Source organism: Persicobacter sp. CCB-QB2 (assembly GCF_001274635.1).
Classification (GTDB): Bacteria; Bacteroidota; Bacteroidia; order Cytophagales; family Cyclobacteriaceae; genus Persicobacter; species Persicobacter diffluens.
This window is the reverse complement of the sequence record NZ_LBGV01000001.1, coordinates 852,582-874,898: the sequence shown is the minus strand read 5'-3', so window position 1 is coordinate 874,898 and position 22,317 is coordinate 852,582. Positions and strand designations below refer to the sequence as shown.

14 protein-coding genes are annotated in these 22,317 nt (G+C 43.2%); 3 read left to right on the top strand and 11 right to left on the bottom strand.

Going from position 1 to position 22,317, the window contains the following annotated elements:
• Nucleotides 1-114: 114 nt before the first annotated feature.
• Nucleotides 115-2,175: a M13 family metallopeptidase gene (locus tag NG22_RS04020; protein ID WP_053404532.1), complete on the top strand. Its 2,061-nt coding sequence runs from the start codon at nucleotides 115-117 to the stop codon at nucleotides 2,173-2,175.
• A 234-nt stretch (nucleotides 2,176-2,409) separates the two neighbouring features.
• On the opposite strand, the gene NG22_RS04015 is transcribed toward NG22_RS04020, so the two are convergent.
• Together NG22_RS04015 and NG22_RS04010 are read right to left on the bottom strand one after the other, a co-directional pair.
• Nucleotides 2,410-2,733 (bottom strand): hypothetical protein, encoded by a 324-nt coding sequence (locus tag NG22_RS04015; protein ID WP_053404531.1) that lies wholly within the window; start codon nucleotides 2,731-2,733, stop codon nucleotides 2,410-2,412.
• Nucleotides 2,734-3,315: 582 nt separating this feature from the next.
• The gene (locus NG22_RS04010; RefSeq protein ID WP_072159181.1) at nucleotides 3,316-5,001 is read right to left on the bottom strand and encodes an AAA family ATPase; all 1,686 of its coding nucleotides are present in this window, start codon (nucleotides 4,999-5,001) and stop codon (nucleotides 3,316-3,318) included.
• Nucleotides 5,002-5,837: 836 nt separating this feature from the next.
• Here NG22_RS04010 and NG22_RS04000 point away from each other — a divergent pair.
• Nucleotides 5,838-6,341: a dihydrofolate reductase gene (locus NG22_RS04000; protein WP_053404528.1), complete on the top strand. Its 504-nt coding sequence runs from the start codon at nucleotides 5,838-5,840 to the stop codon at nucleotides 6,339-6,341.
• Between the two features lie 445 nt (nucleotides 6,342-6,786).
• Here the strand turns inward: NG22_RS04000 and NG22_RS03995 are convergent, their stop codons facing one another.
• From NG22_RS03995 to NG22_RS03965, 6 genes are all read right to left on the bottom strand, one after another.
• Nucleotides 6,787-8,196 (bottom strand): hypothetical protein, encoded by a 1,410-nt coding sequence (locus NG22_RS03995; protein WP_053404527.1) that lies wholly within the window; start codon nucleotides 8,194-8,196, stop codon nucleotides 6,787-6,789.
• A gap of 18 nt (nucleotides 8,197-8,214) precedes the next feature.
• The gene (locus tag NG22_RS03990; RefSeq protein WP_082304980.1) at nucleotides 8,215-9,873 is read right to left on the bottom strand and encodes a RagB/SusD family nutrient uptake outer membrane protein; all 1,659 of its coding nucleotides are present in this window, start codon (nucleotides 9,871-9,873) and stop codon (nucleotides 8,215-8,217) included.
• A 10-nt stretch (nucleotides 9,874-9,883) separates the two neighbouring features.
• Nucleotides 9,884-10,501: a hypothetical protein gene (locus NG22_RS03985; protein WP_053404525.1), complete on the bottom strand. Its 618-nt coding sequence runs from the start codon at nucleotides 10,499-10,501 to the stop codon at nucleotides 9,884-9,886.
• Nucleotides 10,468-13,029, bottom strand: coding sequence for a SusC/RagA family TonB-linked outer membrane protein (locus NG22_RS03980; RefSeq protein ID WP_053404524.1), 2,562 nt, complete (start codon nucleotides 13,027-13,029; stop codon nucleotides 10,468-10,470). Before NG22_RS03980 ends, NG22_RS03985 begins: the two co-directional genes overlap by 34 nt.
• 20 nt (nucleotides 13,030-13,049) lie before the next feature.
• Nucleotides 13,050-14,117, bottom strand: a complete 1,068-nt coding sequence (locus tag NG22_RS03975) for a hypothetical protein (RefSeq protein WP_053404523.1) — start codon at nucleotides 14,115-14,117, stop codon at nucleotides 13,050-13,052.
• A gap of 1,081 nt (nucleotides 14,118-15,198) precedes the next feature.
• A complete protein-coding gene (locus tag NG22_RS03965; protein ID WP_053406875.1) occupies nucleotides 15,199-16,410 on the bottom strand; it encodes an aminopeptidase C in 1,212 nt (403 codons plus the stop codon).
• Nucleotides 16,411-16,755: 345 nt separating this feature from the next.
• Here NG22_RS03965 and NG22_RS03960 point away from each other — a divergent pair, with 345 nt between their 5' ends.
• Nucleotides 16,756-17,223, top strand: coding sequence for a PaaI family thioesterase (locus tag NG22_RS03960; RefSeq protein ID WP_053404521.1), 468 nt, complete (start codon nucleotides 16,756-16,758; stop codon nucleotides 17,221-17,223).
• A gap of 306 nt (nucleotides 17,224-17,529) precedes the next feature.
• On the opposite strand, the gene NG22_RS03955 is transcribed toward NG22_RS03960, so the two are convergent.
• The 3 genes from NG22_RS03955 to NG22_RS03945 all read right to left on the bottom strand — a co-directional run bounded on the left by NG22_RS03955 (nucleotide 17,530) and on the right by NG22_RS03945 (nucleotide 22,265).
• Nucleotides 17,530-18,747, bottom strand: a complete 1,218-nt coding sequence (locus tag NG22_RS03955; RefSeq protein ID WP_216597590.1) for a hypothetical protein — start codon at nucleotides 18,745-18,747, stop codon at nucleotides 17,530-17,532.
• Nucleotides 18,748-19,536: 789 nt separating this feature from the next.
• Nucleotides 19,537-20,910: an FAD-binding oxidoreductase gene (locus NG22_RS03950; protein WP_053404519.1), complete on the bottom strand. Its 1,374-nt coding sequence runs from the start codon at nucleotides 20,908-20,910 to the stop codon at nucleotides 19,537-19,539.
• A gap of 464 nt (nucleotides 20,911-21,374) precedes the next feature.
• Nucleotides 21,375-22,265 carry a flavin reductase family protein gene (locus NG22_RS03945; protein WP_053404518.1) on the bottom strand — a complete coding sequence of 297 codons (891 nt, stop codon included), beginning with the start codon at nucleotides 22,263-22,265 and terminating at the stop codon, nucleotides 21,375-21,377.
• Nucleotides 22,266-22,317 lie beyond the last annotated feature (52 nt).

Here is a 22,317-nt window from a genome sequence, read left to right as displayed (position 1 = left end):
TCAATATTTCAAGTTGCCGATACCCTCGATATATTTCCGCTTATCAAATATTGAGGGTATGTTTTTGTTATAAATGCTATTTTTCCAGCTCGATTTGAAACTTATCTTTTCATTATGAATAAAAAATTCTTGTCAGCAGGTATGGCCGTTGCACTTTCTGCAGCACTAATTTCCTGTGATTCTAAAGAAAAACAGCAAGCTGCTACGGCTGATGCTGAAGTCCATGGTATTGATCCTAAAAATATGGACGCCCACGTTCACCCGGGGGAAGATTTCTATCACTTCGCCAATGGCGGATGGGACAAAATCACGGAAATTCCGGATGATCAAACCCGTTGGGGGGCATTCAACGAATTACGTGACCGTAATATCGCCGCTCAGCAGCGCATCATGAAAAAAGCGTTGGAGAACATTGATCAATTTTCAGGAGATCAATTAAAGGCGCTACAGGTGTACCAATTGGGTATGGACTCTGCGGCTATTGAAAATGCCGGAACAGAAAAATTACAGCCTATTTTTGATAAAATCCGTGGCTTGAAGAGCAAAGCAGATTTGTCTCAGCTAATGGGGGAATTGAACATTGTAGGTGTTGGTGGACTTTTCGGCGATTATGTATATACCGACCGTAAAAATTCTCAGGCCACTACTTATTATTTCTCACAAGGGGGCTTGTCTTTGCCTGACAAAGATTACTATTTAAAAGATGGTGAGCCTTTCGCCGGTATTCGTGATGCCTATGTGCAGTACATCACCGATGTATTCATGAAATTGGGCGAAGAGGAGGCAAAAGCAAAAACAGAGGCACAAACTATTTTGGCTTTCGAAACAGAGATGGCAAAAATCTCCTGGGATCGAGCTAAAATGCGTAATCCTGAATTGACTTATAATAAAATGAGCACGAAGGATTTTGATCAATCTTTCGCAAGCTTTGATGTGATCAAATATTTGAAAGCCGGAGATGTGCCGGTAAATCTTGTACCGGAGGTAGTGGTAACACAGCCTGATTATTTTGTAAACCTTTCCAAAGTATTGGCTGGTGCTGATTTGGAAACCATCAAGGCTTATTTCGAATTCAAAGCGATCAATACTTTCGCTGCATATCTTGATTCAGAATTTGTAGCCCTGAACTTCGACTTCTACGGTAAGAAATTAAGTGGAGCTCAGGAAATGCGTCCACGTTGGAAGCGCATGTTAACCACGGTTAATGGTGTAGCTGGTGAAGGCTTTGGTCAGATCTATGTGAAAGAAGTTTTCCCTGAGGAAGCTAAGAGCATGTTGGCGGCCATGATCGAGAACGTACGTGAAGTATTGGGCGAGCGCATCACCAAATTGGAGTGGATGGGTGACGACACCAAAGCAAAAGCGCAGGAAAAATTGGCAAATATCAATGTAAAAATTGGATATCCTGACAAATGGAAGTCTTATGCTGATTTGGAAATCGACCAAACTTCCTTCTTGCAAACCATCATCAACTCCAACAAATTCGACTACTATGATATGTTGAATGACCTGGGTAAGCCGGTAGATAAGAGCAAATGGGGCATGACACCACAAACGGTAAATGCTTATTACAGCCCAACCAATAACGAAATCGTATTCCCGGCCGCAATTTTGCAGCCTCCTTTCTACGACTACAAAGCGGATAAAGCCGTGAACTATGGTGGTATCGGAGCAGTAATCGGTCACGAAATCACCCACGGTTTTGATGATCAGGGTCGTAAGTACGATGCCAACGGTAACCAAAATGACTGGTGGACGGAAGAAGATGGTGAGCGTTTTGACGCTTTGGCCAATAAGGTGGTGGAGCAGTATGATGCTTACACCGTATTGGATTCCGTACATGTGAACGGTCGTTTGACTTTGGGTGAAAACATTGCCGATTTAGGTGGCGTAACTTTGGCTTATAATGCCATGGTGAAAGATTTGGAGAAAAATGGTCGTCCTGATGCGATTGACGGTTATTCGCCAGAGCAGCGTTTCTTCTTGTCTTGGGCAACTGTTTGGAGAACTAAATCTCGTGATGAAGCTTTGCGTCAGCAAGTGATGACGGATCCTCACTCTCCTGGTTTCTTCCGTGCAATTGGCCCATTGGGCAACTTCCCTCCATTCCAGGAAGCATTCGATTTGAAAGATGATGCCCCTATGGTACGTAAAGATCGTATCGTCATCTGGTAAGCATCCCAAAATATTAGATTACAAAAAGCGTCTTCAGCAGAGGGCGCTTTTTTTGTTTTGGGGAAATCGCCGCGCTTAGACGCGCCGTCGGGCTCTCGCGGCTCACCCCATCGGGCTATCGGCCCGCTGTGGTTCAAACAAACCCGCTCCATCCCTTTTCCATCTCATTCCGCAAAATTCAGCTTCAATCTAACGATTATAGCCCCCTAAACAAAAGCCCGCAGGAGGACTTGATCACTCCATTTTTTCGATAATTGACCAATCATCATTCCAAACCTCCTTCACTAATACTGCTTTGAATTGATCATTATTAAAGTAATCCCCATTTTTATAGTATCCATGAAATGGACCATAACAAATAGTATCTGCTGAATTTTTATACAAAATAAGTGCCTTTGCTCTTGCTTGCATAAATACTGGTTCCGCACAAGAACTATCGCACTGGCTCAACAAGCCTCTGAAAAACAGCCCCAGCAGAAACATCTTATTGGTTACTTTTTTCTTTTTTATATGAGGGTGAAATACGCCGAGAAATGAGTCACAATTTTCACCATTCATGGAGGTGGCAAAGGGGTCTTCTACGAAAACAAACCGACTTCCCTTGGGCTATTTTGGTATATAGAAAATAATATCAAACCTATCAACATACCCAATAAAGCTTTACCTATAGATCTGCCCGACATTAATTTATGCTTTTGGTTTGACCTTAATATAAACTTTTCCAACCGAACAAGCCGCCAACCTCTAAAAAGAGTTCAGAAGGGATTAAAGTATACAACGACCCTTGCTGAGTTTATCGAGGCATAATGAGACCCAACCGCTCAGCAAAATAATATCGAGATTCCGCCAAATGCGCATCTTAAAATTCATCCCTTCTATTCCTTTATAGTACAAGCCCTTCAGGCTTGGGTTACCAGGGGGACCACCCGTCGCTATTTAGTATCACCCTTTGGGGTGAATGAAATTTGTTAATTAAATACCTCGAAGACCTTAGTGTTACAGCGAGCCTTGTGAACATCAAAAGACAAACTGCAAAATTCCCTGGACTGGCCGTAGTCGCGGCGCTGATTTACTACCTAAGGCTGAAGTTCGGTGTACGAAGACTTACGAGCTGCATTTCTACAACGAGCCCCATTTTCCTCAAAACGCACAAGCCGCCTGCTTCCCGTCAAAAGCAATGCCCATGCACATGATTTCTGTTTTCCCATGGCCATTTAACTCAGTCACATACTGCTGCTCATGAATTTGACCCAGGGCGGATTGTGCGAGTTCTTCCAGACTTTCAGGATCATCAAGCGTCTTCTTCTTGAATTCCAATACCCAACCTTTTTGGTTCTTCGAATCTTTAGGATAAATGATCAGGTCTGCCCGCCCCAAACCACTTTCCCGATTGGATTTAACATGATATTCCTGACTCAAATTCGCCATCAATCCCAGCATAAAAGCATGGTAGATTTTTTCTGGTAAAAAACCTTTGGTACCGATATCGAAAAAACTAAAGGAGTGCAATAAATATCTTTTCAAGGCATCAGCAAAAGTTTTGGGCTTTTGCTGCAGCAAGGCCATCAACAATTCATTGTCTGTTACCTTCTCACTCGCCTTCAGATATCTTGCCAGCATCATTTCATACATGATGCGGATCTCCTCATTGGGCACCCGAAGCTTGTATTCCAGTCGGCCCGGATCCAGGGCGGTGCCGTCCGTGGTGAGGTAACCGCTGAATATCAATAATCCTAAAACTACTTTGGAGTCGCCACTGTGTAAATCTTCAAAAATGATGAAATCAGCCAGTCGGGCACGCACGGATTTACCCTGCAACAAATCGAAAAGCAACTCCTGGGCGGGCGCATCAATTTTGGGCAAAGTCTCCTGAATCAACTTGTTGGAGGATGTATTTACCCAATAAGGTTTGAGTCCTTCTTCATGACGGGCAACAAAATTCAGGATAGACCATGGATTGTAAATTTTTTCTACCTGACCAAAAGTATAGCCGTTGTACCAATCAGCCACTTTTTGCCGGTCTGCACTATAGCCCGCATCATCCAACAATTGGTCGATTTCAGACTGCGTCAGCCCGAACTTATCCGCAAACTCGTAATCCAAAATAGAATAAGTCGCCAGATTATTTAAACCGGAAAAGATATCCTCTTTCGCAACACGCAGAATACCGGTGATCACTCCTTTTGTAATGAGATCTTTATCTTTAAAACCGGCAGATAGAAAATTCCGCATGAAACCGACCATCTCCGGCAAGTAACCATATTCGAAAGCCGCATGGATGGGCGCATCGTATTCATCAATCAGGAGTATGGGAGCGATACCGTGGTGTTTCGCCAACATTTTACTGATCTCCCTTAAATAATCCTCGAGATCAAAAATATCCACCGCTCCTTTTCGGAAGTTCAACAAATATTCTTTATCAAATTCATCCAATTGATCAGAGCTAAACAAATAGCCATATTTTCTAACCACATCCCTTCCTAATTCTTTTTTCAATTTGGAGACGGCTAGCTCAAAACTCCCCATCTTCAAATCCTTAAACGTCAAAAAAATCACTGGGTACTTTCCCTGATGCTTCCATTCCTCCGATTGCTCAATAGCCAGGCCGGAAAACCAATCCCGATACTCCTCTGCATGATCAATATCGAAAAAATAGCTCAGCATGCTCATATTGAGCGTTTTCCCAAAACGGCGCGGACGCGGAAACAATAAAGTCTGCGCATTATTTCGCATCAGTTCCTCAATGAAGAGGGACTTATCGATATAATAAGCATCTTCATTGCGGATTTGTCTGAAATCGGATAGGCCGATGGGAAGTCTTTTCATGTTACATGCTTTATAAGGCAATTTAAGCATTTTTCCCCAAGGGATAAAAAATAGTGGCCCGCTGTTGCCGATCACCACTTTGACGGATTTGATTTCGTTTTTGTTGGATTTGTTTAAAGCGCGTTGCTTTGAACAGAGGGGGTAAGTGAAATTTGCTGACCCAATAATCCTTTCCGGATCTAAGGGTTACGATAAACCCTTCGAGCATCAAAAGACCAACTGCTAAATTCCGTGGACAGGATCGTAGTCACTGCGCAACATCCCTGCTAGACTCCGAAGTTCCGTGTGCGAAGACGTACGACAATTGGGTGTTGCTTCCGTAATAGGTGGGATTTGATTAATTTCGCTCATGGTGACAAATTTTTGGTTAGGTTTTTATTGGCATTTAAATCAACCAATTTTGCCGCTATTTTTCAACCCCTAAACACCACTTTCTTCGGGCATATCTCGTTCAATACTGCTGCTCTCCTATCGCGGAGGGATTAAAGCACGTAACGAGGCTAGTTGAGTTAATCGAATTATAGTGAAACACATCAGCTCAGCAAAATAACATCGAAATTCCTCCAAATGCTCATCTTAAAATTCATCCCTTCTATTCCTTTATAATACAAGCCCTTCAGGCTTGGGTTACAGAGGGGAACCTGTATCGATGGTTTTTCACCCATCGCTATTTTGTAACACTCCTTTGGGGTGAATGAATTTTGTTGATCAAATACCTCTCAGACCTTAGTGTTACAGCGAGCCTTGTGAACATCAAAAGACCAACTGCAAAATTCCCTGGAATGGGCCGTAGAGACCATCTTGACCTTTTCGAAAAAAATACTCATCTTATTTGCATGACTAAACTCCCCACTATTTCCATTATCGCGGCTATAGGACAAAACCACGAGCTTGGCGTGCATAACAAATTACCGTGGAGTCTGCCCAGAGACACCGCCTTTTTCAAATCCATGATCGCTTCCCGCCCAATGATTATGGGGCGGAAGACGGCATTGTCTCCGGATATGGAGCTTTCAGGGATTCAGAACCTGATCATTAGCCGGGATCCCCAATTTAAGCTGAATGGATTTCAATCCCACACTAAAATAGAAACTGCGATCCAAAGCCTCCAACCTCATTATCCGGAAGTATTAATTGGTGGTGGGGCTCAAATCTATGCTGCTGCACTGCCCATTACGCAAAGGCTCTACCTTACCCATGTGCATGGAAATTTTTCGAAAGCGGATGCCTTCTTCCCGCCATTGAACCTCCATCAATGGCATAAATCCAAAAGCGAATTTTTCCCCGCAGATGAACAGCACTCCCACGCCATGGAATTTGCTATATACGATCGTATATAACCTGAATTATGCCTACTTAAATTCTCGTTTAGCTGCATTGGTGAAAAATAAATAGATTTTTCCTATTCCAAGTTTTTTTCCAACGAAGCCGATGAAGGAGAAGAAAGCAAGCTTAGCCCAATAGGGGCCACAAAAAATCAAAGAAAATCAACTGCAATCAATTGCTATTAGGACTAATATATTGCTTTAATATATGCTGTGGTGAATAATTCCGAAGAAAAAAAGACTGCTCCCTTTGAAGAAGCAGTCTGTGGTGAAGTGGCCTATTTCTATTGCCACCTCGCCCGACCCACTATTTGTATTTTCCCAACAATTACTGAAGCAAGCTCATTTCGATAAATCTGCTAAAAGCGTTCAACAATTGTGATGCTTTTCTTTCTAAAGAACCGGATATCGCTTCTGCAATGCTTCGAATTCGATACAAATTTTATTTTCCAAATACCTCTTACAGCTCCAGCACTGGCTCCACCATTCGTTTAATATTAATATAGTGCACGCCCATCAATCCGGAGTTAGCATCTGGCTTGGCCTCTACAAAACGGAAAACCAATCGGCCACCTGCGGCATCGCCCTGAATCAGAGAAAGCCATTCCTCCGAAGAAGCTACGTCAATATTATGCAGTTTAAATTCCGGATTTACGTTATCCTCTTCACTGCTTTCAATGGAAGAAAAGAATGCGTCCCAGCCGTCCACAATGGCTCTTCTTTCGGCTAAGTCTACGGACAACAATTGCTGAAATTGTGCTTCGGTCACCCAGTAGCCTTCCATATATTGCTGATCGGGTACTATCGCGCCATTGGAATAAAACTGGGCCTGCAGACCAATGCTCGTCAATCTTTCCGAGGGAATAAGATCCGTAAACATCAAATGTTCATAGAAATCACCAAAAGTGGTACCTACCTTATTGTTAATATATTTGAGCACCCTTTTGCTGTCAAAAACATGGTTGAGCTTACTTTCCAAAGCAAATCCCCATAGACTATTGCCTGCTTTTATTTCCAGTGGTGTTGCCGGATAAATCTGCATAGTACGCATGTGCGCCAAATGAATCTCATTAAAATCATTCACCAGGAATGGATCAAAAAGCTCATCCCCCGGGAAATTATACCCATTAAAGAAAAACACATTTGCCCCGGCCCAATGACTGATACTGAAAGGAATGTCATCCGCAATCGGAATGATTTTGATTGCTCTCTCCAATTCAAATCGGGTCTCCGCTGTATCAAGCGCATCATTCACCACCTGCAAATGCAGTTGATATTTGGTTTCGGTATATGCTTTTTGAGTAAAGATGATTTGCCCATTTTCCGACAGCGCAAAGGAATCTGTCGGATGCAAAATGGTGGTCACATTCAATGGATCCCCTCGATCAATCGTCAAAATTGACAGCGTATCCTCTTCCGGCTTCAATTGCGTATCCACCCAGAAGGTATAAGCCTCCTGTGCGGGCAACATTTCAATAAAAGTAGGTGGCAACACCCGTAATCGAATGGCCTCCGGATTGGTAAAACTGTTCAAATCATTCTGTACATGCACCGATAACTGGTAATCCCCCTGTGGCAGAGAATCCTGACCACTTAAGCGTACCACCCCGGTATTTTGATCAATCTCAAAATAGTCCGAAAGGGCAATAGTATCCGTTGGACTTATGCTTGCGGAATCCAAAAAATAGGACAAATTCCCACTCGCTCTCACCTTCGGATCTCCCGAGGTCCACACCTCTTTGGGAGAAATATTCATTTTATAATGCTGGTAACCCACATAGTTCACCCGCTCTTCCAAAGCTATTTCATTGGTGAATTCCTCACAAGCCAAAAGTGGCAAAAAGAGCCATAACAATTTATAGTATTTCATCTTCTTGTCTTTAAAAAATTACTGCCAATCAGGGTGTTGTTCAATGTTACGGTTAAGGTTAATTTCATCTTCCGGAATCGGAAAAACCTCATGTTTAGGGAGCACATTTTCGCCAGGAACAATAAAGTGCAGACGACTCTCTCCATGCACTTCCTGAGAATATTGATAGGTCTCCTGAATACGCCTTGTAAATTCTCCCCAACGAACCAGATCAAATCTACGGTGCCCCTCAAAGCACAACTCTCTGGCACGCTCATCCTTGATTTCTTCCAAAAAAGTAGCCGGAGAAAGCGCTAATCCCCTCTCGGCCAAGCCCTCAGTGATGCTGACCAATCCTGCCCGAAACCTCACCTCATCCAAAGCCTGAATGGCTTCGGGATTAATGCCTTTCCATTGGTTCAGGGCTTCGGCTTTCATCAAAAGCACATCCGAATAACGAACAAGGGGGTAATCAAAAGAAGTGGAATTTCGATCCAGAAAACCTTCCTCATAAAACACCACATGATCTTCATCTGGCATTTCCAAATCCAGCCCGGCTCTCCTCCACTTACCTATGGCGAAATTATTCTGATCCCCGATATTGTTGTACTTATACGTTTTGAATTCATCATCATAGCTAATGTTATAAGCCGCAATATTCCAATCGAACCGACTATCCAACTCAGCATCAAACAGATCTATCAACCAAGGCGTGACACTTCCCCGGGAATCTGCTGCCGGTAATGACGGACTCACATTGGGGATTTTCGGCCCCAGCCACTGTCCAAGCATACCGCCCATATTCCGGATATCTTCTACCTTGAACACCACATCCCAGAGGATTTCCTTGTCAATATTCCGTTGTTGAATCTGGTTCAGGAATACCGTCCGATAACTGGGCAACAATTCGTGTTTGCCGGAAGATATCACCTGGTTACAGTGAAAAACCGCCATTTCATAACACTTCATTTCCCCCACATTACCCCCTTGTAATCTAGCTCCTGCAAGCGTCAAATAAACCCGGGCGAGTAACCCATGTGCCGCCAACTTCCCTACCGCACCATGGTTCCGTGGACTTTCCGGCAATAAGGCGATGGCAGCGTCCAGGTCATCTATAATCTGATCATAAACTTTTGCTGCCGGACTATTGGGCATGTGCAGTTGTTCGGGCGTCAGGGCATAATCCGTAAAGGGCTCCAGCCGTAAGGGTACATGCTCATAAAGGCGCACCAAATTAAAATAGAACAATGCGCGCAAAGCCAGGCCTTCTCCCAAATATGTTTTACGTTGCAATTCACTCAGGCCGTCAATCTCTCCCCGGCCTTCCATATTGTAGATGAAGTCATTGGCAAAGGAAATTCCGCGGTAAGAATCCGTCCAGATGTCATTCACCTCTGGCGTGTAGCGGTTAAAGGTATGGCGAGCAATCAGTGCCCCCAGCGTATTATCCGAGGCTTTGTTCAGCACAATTTCATCTGTTCCCAAAGAAAGATTGACGGATAAATTCCGACGATAAAGCGGACGAAGGTTGCCATAAACCCCGACCAGGCCCATCATCGCCTGATCTGCAGTGGCATAAAAATCTTTCCGCTCATATTCCCGTACCGGATCCAAATCCAAAAAGCTACAGGAAGGCATGCATCCTATCAAAAAAAGGATAGCTAGTGATTTAATATTTATAGTTTTAAAAGTCATCATTACTCAACATTTAAAAACCCATATTCAAACTCAAATTATATGATCTGGCCCTTGGATAGGCAGACCAATCGATTCCCGAATACATCGGGTGATTCTTTACCGAGACTTCCGGATCATAACCCGAATAGTTGGTAAAGACATAAGCATTCTCCACAGAGAAGGCAATACGGAGGCTACTCATCTTCAGCTTTCTCAGCGTATCCTTAGGAAGATTATAACCTAGCGTAATATTCTGAATGCGTAGGAAGGAACCATCCTCCACGAAATAGGTGCTGGCCAGGCGACCATTGTAGGTGGACATCCATTCTGTTGCTCCCGATCCCCAAACCCCGGACTCAATGGCATTATCCGGTGTCCATCTATTGCCTACTTCCGCCATATAATTTCTGTTCTGTTGCTTATTGGCAATCCCTGCTTTGGAACGGTTAGCGTTCAAAACATCATTTCCAAAAGACCAATTCATGAAAATACTCAGGTCGAAATTTTTGTATCTAAAAGTATTGGTCAACCCACCATAATGAATCGGATGAGGATTTCCAATCACCGTCCGGTCGTTTTCATCGATTACATCATCTATCAAATTGCCATCAGCGTCTACTTCGCTGTGTATATTGCGATACTTCGGCATCCCCGGACCAACCACGCTGCCCCATCCTTGATATAAGGCACCCCTGGCTTAGGCACCAACTGCCCGGAATTCGGGTCCCGATAAAAGTCATCCATTTGGTATAAACCATCATACACATAACCATACATCTGTCCCACAGGCTGGCCTACGATCATGGCATAGTAGTTTTCCTCTGCGAAAAAAGCACCTCCAAAACTTGGGGCATAATAGCGGTATTGCTCGCCATCGCTGAGACTCAACACCTCATTCTGGTTGAAGGTAATATTGAAATTAGTCTCCCAACGAAATTGGTCTTTTTCAATATTGATCGTTCTGATATTCAACTCGATCCCTTTGTTGGCAATAGAACCAATATTTTGCGTCAATTGGGTATAACCGGTAGAAGGGCTCACCTTAGCTCTGAGCAAAAGGTCATCTGTCGTTCTGTAATAAGCATCCACATTGGCATAAATGCGATTTTCGAAAAAGCCAAAGTCCGTCCCTACATTCAGGGTTCTGGAAGTTTCCCATTTCAAATCCGAATTCGCCAAACTGTTTTGGCCTGCTCCCAATTGGTATCGCCCATTAAAATACGCACCATTCGTCACCACCACGGTCGACAAAGCATCAAAAGCACCAATTCTTGAATTACCGGTTTCTCCATAGGAAACACGGAATTTCAAATCGTCAAATACATTCAAATTCGCAATAAAGGGCTCATCCCCTGCCTGCCAGGAAAAAGCGGCGGAAGGGAAATAACCAAAGCGATTTTTTGCCCGAAATTTGGAAGAGCCGTCCGCCCGAATGGAAGCCGTCAGATTATACTTGCCTTTAAATCCGTAAATCACACGCCCCAAGGAGGCCAGCATGGTACTGCGATTAAAATTGGAGGTATTCATCTGTGGACTCACGCCCAAATTCATATTATTCCAGCCGAAATCATCCGTGGCAAAATGGTTAGAAGCCATGCGGTTCACAAAGGAGGAATTATATCTAAATTCCTGAACGGCAGTCAAATTCAAGTTATGATCTCCCTTTTTAAATTTATAAGTTAACTGATTGGAATTACGCCAATCCAGCCCTTTTCTATCTTCTATGCTACCGCTGATTCCAGAAGTTCCCCGGTCGGCCTGATTCGTTCCTCGGTTATAGAACAATTTATTTTCCTGAAGGGAAAAGGTGTAGTTAAAATCAGTTCGGAATTCCAGCCCCTTCATCAGCTTCAAGCGAAGAAAAGCAGAGGCCAGAAACTGATCATTAGCGCGCTCACGATCCGTATTTTCCAAAGTTTTATTAGGTGGAAAAAAGGCATTGGAAACATCCTCCAGCTCATATTCATCATCTGAGCCCGGGTTTTGACCAATAGGCCAAACCGGACGGTAGGTTAAAGCCTGTGTCACCACATTGACAGAATTCCCGGTAATATTCATTCCTTTCTGAAGGCTATGGGCATAACGGAAATTCAAGCCCATATCCATCCAGGGCTTCACCTGCTGATCCAATTTCAGAGCAGTGGTAAATCGTTGATAATCGGATTCAATTAAGGTGCCCTCCTGCTCGCGGTAGCCAGCGGAAAAACGGAATTTTGTCAAATCTGACCCACCCGCAATGGACATATTATAATCCTGCAATAGCCCTTGACGGAAAATCTTATCCTGCCAATCCACCGCCTGCACGTCACGGTATAATTCCTCTGATCCGTAGGAGGACGTTCCTCCATTGATTTCATTCTGCAACCTCACGAATTCATAAGCTGAAAGCGTCTCGTAACGTCTTTCCTGAGGGATTTCAGAAACCCCAAAACGGGCTGAGAAAATCACTTTCGGAGAACCCTTAGTACCGGATTTGGTGGTAATCAATACCACCCCATTAGAACCCTGCGCACCATATATCGCTGCCGCCGAGGCATCTTTCAAAATGGTAATATCTTCAATATCATCCGGGTTAATCCCTTCCATAAATTCCGGATCCTCAATCGGAAAACCGTCAATGACATATAGCGGATTACCATCACCGGTAATGGTTCCGGCACCCCTTACCTGAATGGAAAAAACATTTCCCGGCGTACCATCTGCCGCGGTGATCTGCACCCCGGCCATTCGGCCCTGTAAAGCCTGCTCAAAAGAACCCGCTGAGAAATCCTTCAGGTCTTTCATACCAACGCGTTGCACCGAACCGGTCACATCCCGGGCCTGCACTTCCCCATAACCAATCACCACAATTTCCTCCAGCTCCTCTACATCCGGGCTCAGCTGCACTTCCATAATGGAGCGTCTCAAAATAGGAATTACCTTCTCCTCATAGCCCACATAACTGAAAATAAGCTTCTCTTCTCCTTTAACTCTAAGTTTAAATTTTCCATCAATATCTGTAATGGTTCCATTGGAAGTTCCTTCTACCCTAATGGAAACGCCGATTAGAGGAGTAGCACTTTCATCCGTAACTGCTCCGGCTAACATATAAAACTTCTTCTGGGCCTCCGCCGATCCTAAAGTAAGGCACCACAAAAGGAGTCCACAGATTACTCGGTAGATATAGTAGTTTTTCATCTTGAATTATTTTATAGTGCTTACTTCTTTGCGCGAATTTCCCATTTCTCAATCGCGGGACGAGCGTCATGGGCTTCATCATAGGGGTTCATCAGAACGGACTGCAAGGCCAACACAATTTCCTGCCCCTGAAAAGCTTCGGGTAGCGCATAAGTTGTCCCATACTCTTCATAAAGTTCTGCATCAATCGGAAATGCGACATCATTATAACCATTCACCAAGAGCAAATCGGGAATGATATTTTCCTCCACAATGGACCAGGCAGAGAGATCCGGCTGTTCTGCATTGAATTCCGAAGCCCTGCACACCAACAGGCGGAGCGAATGGTACTTTTCTGCCGTAGTCCAGGAGGCCGCATTGGCAAAAATAGTACCCTTGATAAAGGTGGTCAACGCGCCGGGATAGGCCGAAAGGTCTATCGCATCGGTAAACAAATAATTTAACCCTTCATTTTTGGACTTGGCCTTGGACATGGCCAGTTGGATTTCCTCACCATTCGAGTCCCGCTTCATTCGGCCAAACCAGCAGTAATGCCATAATGGATTACCCGCTTCTTCTGCCCCTATAAGGGTCGTACTGTAATCCATTTCCTTTAGCTGCCCTTCTTCCTCCCATTTCAACACCGTAGCATAATCACCAGTATAGGTGTAAGAATGCGTATTAATCAAACCATTCTGAGCGCGATCGGCAATCTTATGGTTGGCCTGAAAGATCATCCGGCCCATATCCGCCCCGATGCGTTCCATGGTGATGGCCGGGCTAATGGTGATGGTATCCAGGGCATTGGAAACAATCACAGTAAGCAATTCTTCCTCCACAAAATCCGGTGATACCTCTTCCGCAACTTTTAGGGAAATTACACCTGTTGTTTCATTAATTTGGTAGGCGCCATTATAGTGATCCGGGAAACGAAACTGATAAGGCCCACCACCACGCACACCGGGCATGGCCGTGGCATCAGTCACATCATCGGCGTAAATGGAATAAGTAGAGGGAGAATACTGTAGGCCACTTACCGGGCCTTGCCCGATCCGAACCGCATAGGCCTCAGGAAAAACTTGCCAATCCCCTTGCTGCTGATGCTTCATCTGAACACCAATTTGATATTCCCCGGCAGCAACCGATTAAAATCATTGAGGCTGATCACTCCGGAATTGGAATCCACGGAAATATTCTCAAAAAGGGTTTCATCTTGATTTTCCAAAAGTGCAAATTGCATTTGACTGCCTCCTCTCCAACTTGGGGGATCGGAAAAAAATTCATGACCACTAATAATTTCGTAGTCTGGCAATAAGGGAATGTAGCGCAAATCTTCGGGGACACCTTCATAAGGGTGTATCTGGACATCGGAAGCACATCTAGAAAAAGTACAAAAAGCAAACGCCCAAAACAAAGATCGCCGCCATAGGGGGGTAAACCGCTTCTTCATATTTAATAAGTAGGTGATAAAAAAATAATTACCGATCCAGACTCACACAGGCCTATATGAGTTTGAAAAATTCGACTTTCGCAAAAATCAACCTCTTTTCATCAAGGCATATGCGATATTCTACAAAAAATAGCTTGTCCGCAAAAAATTAGATAAAATTACCCACCATACCGATGGATTAAAAGCGAAAATGAGGTATTAAAAAAACATAAAAAAATCAAACGTAATCCGGCTTCAGCACGCATAAATAGCCTTTTGAACTTAAAAGGAAAGAAAAAAAACATTGGGGAATTTCACCAAACAACCTCTCTAGATCCAACACTCCTTTTGGTTATTCCTCCGCCTAGAAAGAGGCACCTATCATGAAGCCCCTGCAATCACAACTTACAATATTACCATTTCAAGCTAATGAAATTTCCTGAAAAGGAATTAGCCCTTAACCTATATGACCGCTTAACCCTGATTATTCACCACTAGTTTCAGAATCCACCGTAAGAGACTACTCATCAATTTGTTGTCATTTAGCCTAGCAAATTTCTGATAGCCCAAATTGGGCTTGGCTTGCTTCCTCCTCATTTATCTGCTTCGTGGAAAAAACTCGAAATAGAAAACTATCCCTTCATTTTTTCCGCCTGGCAGCTAAACGAGGATTTAAGCATGAATAATCGGGGTTAAAATTGACAAAAAAAATCCCGCTGATCCGAAGACCAGCGGGATGATTTATTTAAAGTTCTTGGGGATTATTTAATTCCCAATTTCTTTTTCATGTCTTTTGACAAGGCATCTTTGTGCAATACGTAGTTCATTGTCTTGTACTTGAAGTACGCTTCAGAACAGTAGAAGTAACCGTCACAGTCGTTGGTTTTACCCCAAGAGTTCTTTACGATGAAGTATTTTGATCCGTTCTGATCTTTTACCAAACCAGTGATGTGCATACCGTGGTCATCAGTAGTTTCATAGTTATCGTAAGCTGCCTGACGCAATTCTTGTGTAATTTCTTTCTCTTCCATTGGGCGGTCAAATGCGTTGGAAGACTTTTCAGCTCCTGCATCAGAGAAGTTACGGTTATCACGACCACGCTTCTCTACCTTGATTCCGTCACCCGGTACAATCGCCAATCCGTCACGGTAGCTGAAACCTGCCTCTGAAACGTCCGCTCCCCAAGCAAAAGAATAACCCTTATCAATTGCACCTTCTGCAATGGCCAACATCTCATCCATCGTTACATTGTAAGAGGATTTCCAAGCCCAGTTATCAGGAATAGCAATGATGAATTGCTCATAGAATGGGTGGTGCGTATAAGAAGTGATCGAAACATACTCATTCAATGGCAATTTCAAAGATGCCAAATAAGATTCAGGCGTAAACTCTTTGCCATCCACTTCAAAAGTTTCAGGACGAACACCGAAATAAGCATCCAATACGCCATTGATGGCATCTCTCCAGGCTGGAGACAATTTACCCGATTTATTCTCAATGAAAGTATCACACATGCTTTTCAACAAGCTTTCTAATTCTGCATGATGACGACGCTCTCCCTGACCTTCGATATTTCCTTCGTAAACCGACTCCGGCACGATACCATAGCTTGACATTACATAAGGAATATCGTGGAAAGCTCCACCCTCACCAAAGTTGGTTTTTCCATGCATGCGGATATATTTTTCCGCTTTCATGAAGTAGGCATTACGCACGATCCACATTTCAGAAAGATTTACTTCCTGACCTGAAACGCGTTTTACTTCAGCGTTAAAATAAGACAAAGCCGAAAATGACCAACACGTACCAGTTCTCCACTGGTTCTTCACTTCTCCACCTTCCAAATCTTTGATGGTAGTGAATTCATAACCACCATTCTCTTTGTTAGTCTTAACTTCCTGCGCCTGCGCAGCAAAACTTACAGAAGCACCTAATGCCACTGTCGCCAATGCGTTTTTCAAAAATCTACTCATAAAAAGAAAATTAATCAGGCGGGCGGTCACCAAGGTTGAAAAACTACCCCCATGAACCCCGGATTCCGAAAAAAATCAGAACACCTCAAATCTCAGACCCCCAAGCCGTCATTTTTTTTAACAATAGCGCGAATATACTACATCCCAATGAGCTTGCCCAAATCCCACAAAAGTAATTATGAAATATTGTTGCATTCATTCAAATTATAAGTCCCCTTTAATCCCGATTTTTTATAAAGCCAGCCTACTGTCCCTTTTCTAATCTATTAAAAATGACTATCTTCTAATAACCCAAAATAATTTTCCAACAGTTGAATTTTTATTCGACTTCAAAACCCAAAACAGATGCAAAACCTCGCCAATGCCATGCTGAAAGAATTTGGCAAAACGGAAGTACCGATGATCGGCTTTTGTGAGCCTGAGATTTTAAAAATTTCGGCAGAAGAAATAGCGGTCAAAATTCCCCTGAACGATCGTACCAAAAACCACCTTCAATCCATGTATATCGGCACCCTAACCGTTGGGGCTGATATTGCAGGAGGCTTACTGGCCTTCTCCATGATCAAGCAAATGGACTTGCCCATCGATTTAGTGTTTAAAGATTTCAAAGCTGATTTCCTAAAACGCCCAGAAGCGGATGTAACCTTTCGATGTACAGAAGGGGCAAAAATCCAAAAGATGGTACAATCCACTATGTCTGATGGAGAGCGGGTCACGGAACCCATCGCCATTACCGCCTACTGCCCGGACAAATTCGGAGAGGAAGCAGTGGCAACATTTATCCTGACACTTTCCCTCAAAAAAAGAACATAATATAAAGCAGAAAAAAAGGGGCGCCTGTACCAAGCGTCCCTTTATTATTCGAAAATTTCACCAACTCATCTCCTCCGTATAAGCCAAACATCGCCATAGTAAAAACAACCTGAGTTACAGATAATTCCTTCCTACGACAATATACCAGCCCCATCTATACCTTAAATTTATTCGAGTTACGGGCCGACATGACTAAAAGAAAGCTACTCGTTCACTAAATAGATTTCACTCCAATGGTTTTAGAGCGGGTTTAAAAGCGCACCATCCAGATGCGAATTTTGGCTTTTAAATACGCTCTTATTCGCGCTAAATGTAGGATTGAAATACCGTATTAGCCTCCTTAAGCGAATATTTTTCCATTGAAGCGTCTTTTTCCTTCCGTTTACTAAAGGCCTTTGCATCTCGCCAACTCCAGCGCACCACCTCTAATTGAGGACTTTTTTCGGCAAAAGTAGCATAAAACCATTTTTCATGTGCTTCGGCAGCTTTTCTGCCTCTTTTATTCTTATTACACCAGAGGGGAATAATTTCATGTGAAAATTCACCTCCCTTACTCAAAAGTCCGAATCCATGAATTTCTTTGGAGGCCCTATCTTCAAAACCAAAAGTTCGAATTTGATAATCGTCCCCTAATTCATAAATATCGCCCAGAAAAAGGGAGTGATTATTTTCATCAAAATCTAAAATATTAAAGGAGACCGATCCCCTGTTTATTATTTTTTTCAGGATATGCTGTTGAACAGTATCCTTGACCAATGAAGCATTTGGAAAAAAGTCTGAGGAGACAACAACTGCTTCATTCCATTCTACCACTGATCTGGCGGGCTCAAAATCCAGGTTTAAAAACGCCCCATAATACCCCCTGGGCGATAGGAAAATTTGGTCATTTATTAAATCATATGCACTCAATCTTTGATCGAACCACTCTTGATCAAACCTTTTCATCACCTCATAATAAAGATTAAAAAGATCCGGCGCTGAGCCATCAATGAAACGCCTCAGCCAACCACCCAGCGCCATAATTGGGCCATAGTAATACCCTTCTGAATACTCCTCTTTAATGAAGTAATCTCCGAGATAATTTTCTAAATCCTGACGGTCCGCATCCTCCCACATGGGTACGGCAAAATATTGAGCATCATCGATGACAAATGCATCATTATAAAAAGCGACATCCTCGTTAATACCTCGCTTTTTTAACCATAGATAGCTATCCATCGTCAGCCTGAAATATCGCTGAAAATGAAGCTCATACAAGGATTGCATGGTGCAAGACTGAAGTCGCTGATGTGGCTCTGGAATCAGATTTTGCTGTACCCAACGAATCATTTCCGGATTGTAAACGCGAAATTTCAGATGTTGATCTTTTAAAAAAACAGGTAAACCTATCAATGTCTCGAAATTCTTCACCAAGTCATAACTAATCAGACTATCCCCGGCCTCATACAAACCAAATCGGTGATTGATCGCATCCAAACCGAGATCTAAACTTCTTCCGGATAAATCCAACTGTATATCATTCATTAAAAATGGTTGATCAGGAAATTCACAGCTTTCCTGGAAAGGCCATAGGACCGATTCCCCTAAGAAAGCATAGAATTTCTGAAGATCGCCGGAAGCAACAGCACTAGTCCCTCCCCTCCATGACAAATCTAATGGCAGATGTTCCCATTTTTGGAATTCCTCTGCCTTTGTTGGTCGCGAGTATGCTTTTATTGGTCTTGCTGATTTAGCCACTTTCCGACTGGGCTCCATGGGTTGCTCAGTCACCAACCCCTTTTCATTGTTTTTTAGGCTATAGTAAAGCTCCCAATAACCCCAATACATCCATATCAAAAACAAATAGCTTATTGGATTGACCAAAAGGAGAATAGTACGAAATATTTTTTTCCCTATGGATAGATTTCTAAACCAAAGATGAACCCAATATATAGGGGGCAAAAATAGCCCATAGACAAATTCTAAAAACTTCTTCAAAGTAACACAATTTATAATTGCGCCAAATGTATAAATATTTAAACAAAAAAATACCTAATCCAGATCAACTAAATCCAACTGAGGGAGAGCGGGTCGCGGAACTCATTGCCAATACAACCTGCCACCCGGACAAATTCGGAGAATAAGCCGTAGCAGCATTTATCCTGACGCTTTCCCTCAAAAAAAGAACATAAAGCAGAAAAAAGGGGCGCCTGTACCAAGGGTCCCTTTTTAATTTATAATGTATTTAACGCCCCACCATCCAAAGCAAATCCGAATTATTGAAATTCACATTCAGCAGATCTGCTTCGAAATCTGCTGAGACAAAACAAGTATCTAGGGCTTAATATTCTGATTCACCCGGAATAAGTTTTGCGGATCATATTTCCGTTTCACCTCCACCAACTTATCATAATTGGCCCGATAGGTTGACCTGATTCGGTCCTCGCCTTCCTCCATCATAAAATTCAGATAAGCCCCGCCCGACGAATAGGGGTGACAGGCTTCATGGTAGTTTTTACACCAATCCGTAATCAAATCTTTATTAGCTGGATCAGGATCCACACCCACATAAACCACTGAATATTTCGCTTCCCGATGGCTAAAAGCCGTATCCTGAGGTTTCTTATGCTGCACCGCTCCGTTAATAGGATAAATATGCATGGTGGAGTGAATGGTGGGCACCTGAGATCCCCATTTCACAAATTCTTCTCTGGCCTGAGGGGTAATTTCGGTGAAAAAATCTCCGCGCCAATACCATTGATGTCCTTTGGGGTAAAGGGCATCAAACATGGTTTGAATCGCAGGGAAAGGCATTGCACCCAAATGGGTAAAAACCGGATTGGATTCATGCATCAATTCATGTAACCGCTGCTCCCCTCTTTGAAGGTTGCCGGTATAACACCAGACAATTCCGCACAAATTTTTAGTATGTAAATGTTCAGGAAAAGGAGGTGCCGGAGGTACTCTCAGGAAAGCATAAAAACCATACAAATCTTCCTCCGCATTTTCAATCATGGGTAAATACCAGTCCAAAATTTCCGCCGAACGTTCCAACTCAAAGAAACTTACGCCTCCGTAAATTTCCTTCACCTCCCGGGACTGAAAAGTAAAAGAAGTCACCACCCCAAAATTTCCACCCCCACCGCGAATGGCCCAGAACAAGTCCGCATTTTTATTTTCATTAGCAACAACCAACTCCCCGTTGGCCAGTACCACTTCTGCCTCTACCAGATTATCTATCGTCAATCCGAATTTTCGGGTCAGATACCCATGCCCTCCTCCTAAAGTAAGGCCACCTACACCGGTGGTGGAGATAATACCGGAGGGTACTGCCCGACCAAAAGCATGACAGAGATGATCTACATCTCCCCATGTACAACCTCCCTCCACTTTCACTATGCCAGTTTCCGGGTCAATCCATCGGCCATCCAAATGTTTCAAATCCAAGAGCACCCCACCATCACAGGATCCAAAACCAGCCCCATTATGCCCACCGCATCTCACGGCAAGCAGCAGTCCCTCCTCGCGCGCATAATTCACTGTTGTGATCACATCGGCCACATCCTCGCATTTCACTATCATGGCCGGATGCTTATCAATCATCGCATTGTAAAGTGCACGTTCCTGTTCATATTCCAAATCACCGGAAAATAAACAGGTTCCTCTGATGGATTGGATAAATTCCTCATTCTTAATCAGGCTTTCCATGGTTCAAACAATTTGGTAAAACAATTATAGTTAGAACCATTTTCTTTTCTTTTCAGGGCACTGAAATGTCAGTATTTGGACATTTAAAAAAACTTTCTTTCTATAGTCCACCTTCGACCAAATTTATTCCTTTTGTGAAAATCAGAATGATGGATGCCGAAATCCTCATTTAAGAGCAAGGCGGAAAAAATGCAAGAAGTTTCCTTAATTTGAATTTTTCCTAAGAAAACAGATGATGGAGGAGAAAGCAATCTTGCCCAAATTTGGACTATTATAATTCAAAGAAAACAAGTTACTAAGAACTGAAATTAAACCACTTGCGCTTGGCTAATGGATTTTTCGTGAATAATTCAGGCTAAATCATTCAGGTGAAATTTAACCCATAAAAAAATCAGCACCGCAGCACTGATTAGATCATTAAGCTTTACTAAAAGGGAGTAGGAAAGAATTGATGAGTATTAGCATTAATCAGCCAGCAACACTTGCCAGGCTTCCTCCACATCTCCCCTTTCCAAAAGCTTTTTCGCCAAAGAGTGAATAACGTCTTGTCGCTCTTCCCCATGATGTTTCCCTTTAATCTTTTCAATGGTTTTGGCATATTTTTCCAAAAAGGCCAATTGTGATACGGGCATTTCTTCCACATTGGCCAACCGTGCCAAATTATTCCCTGTCAGGACATTGGACTCCCGAATGGCCTCCGGTAACTGATCTACCCCTATACCTTTTCGACTTAAAGGTTTGGGGATTTCAAACAATGATTCTTCCGTCAGGCGGGCGTACCAGTTTCCGCCCATACGCGCCACCGGATCTAATAAAACCGGGTCTATCGTTCCGCTACGCAGGATATTTTCCCTCACGTGCATTTTCAACACTTCACAAACCACCATATTTCCGGCGCCCCCATTATCGCCCAGGGAAATCACTTCCCTCACTTTACATTCAAAGGCCACAGGCGCCTCCATAACCCGGGGAGGCTTCACCTCTTCCGAGGGCTGTTCGGTTAAACCGCTTTTTATAAATTCATTCACCCCTTCCTCATACTCCGTAGAGCTTAAAGACATCTGTTCTACAATAGCAAAATCCACAATGTGAATCACGCACTCGGGTACCTTTAACACATTCTCTAAAGTATGCTTTGTGGTATTATCCCGTACTCGTCGCGCCGGGGAAAACACCAAAATAGGAGGATTGGAACTAAAGGCATTGAAAAAAGAAAAGGGGCTTAAATTAACCTTGCCTTCTTCATCAACGGTACTTACAAACGCAATAGGACGAGGGGCAACAGCAGAAAGCATGAGTTTATGAAAGGCAGCAGTCTGTCCGGTTATGGGAGAAAAAGTTTTCAAGGGGATCATTTGGGTTTAGTAGTGGGAATTCCCTGTACGATAAAATAAAGCATAATCCATA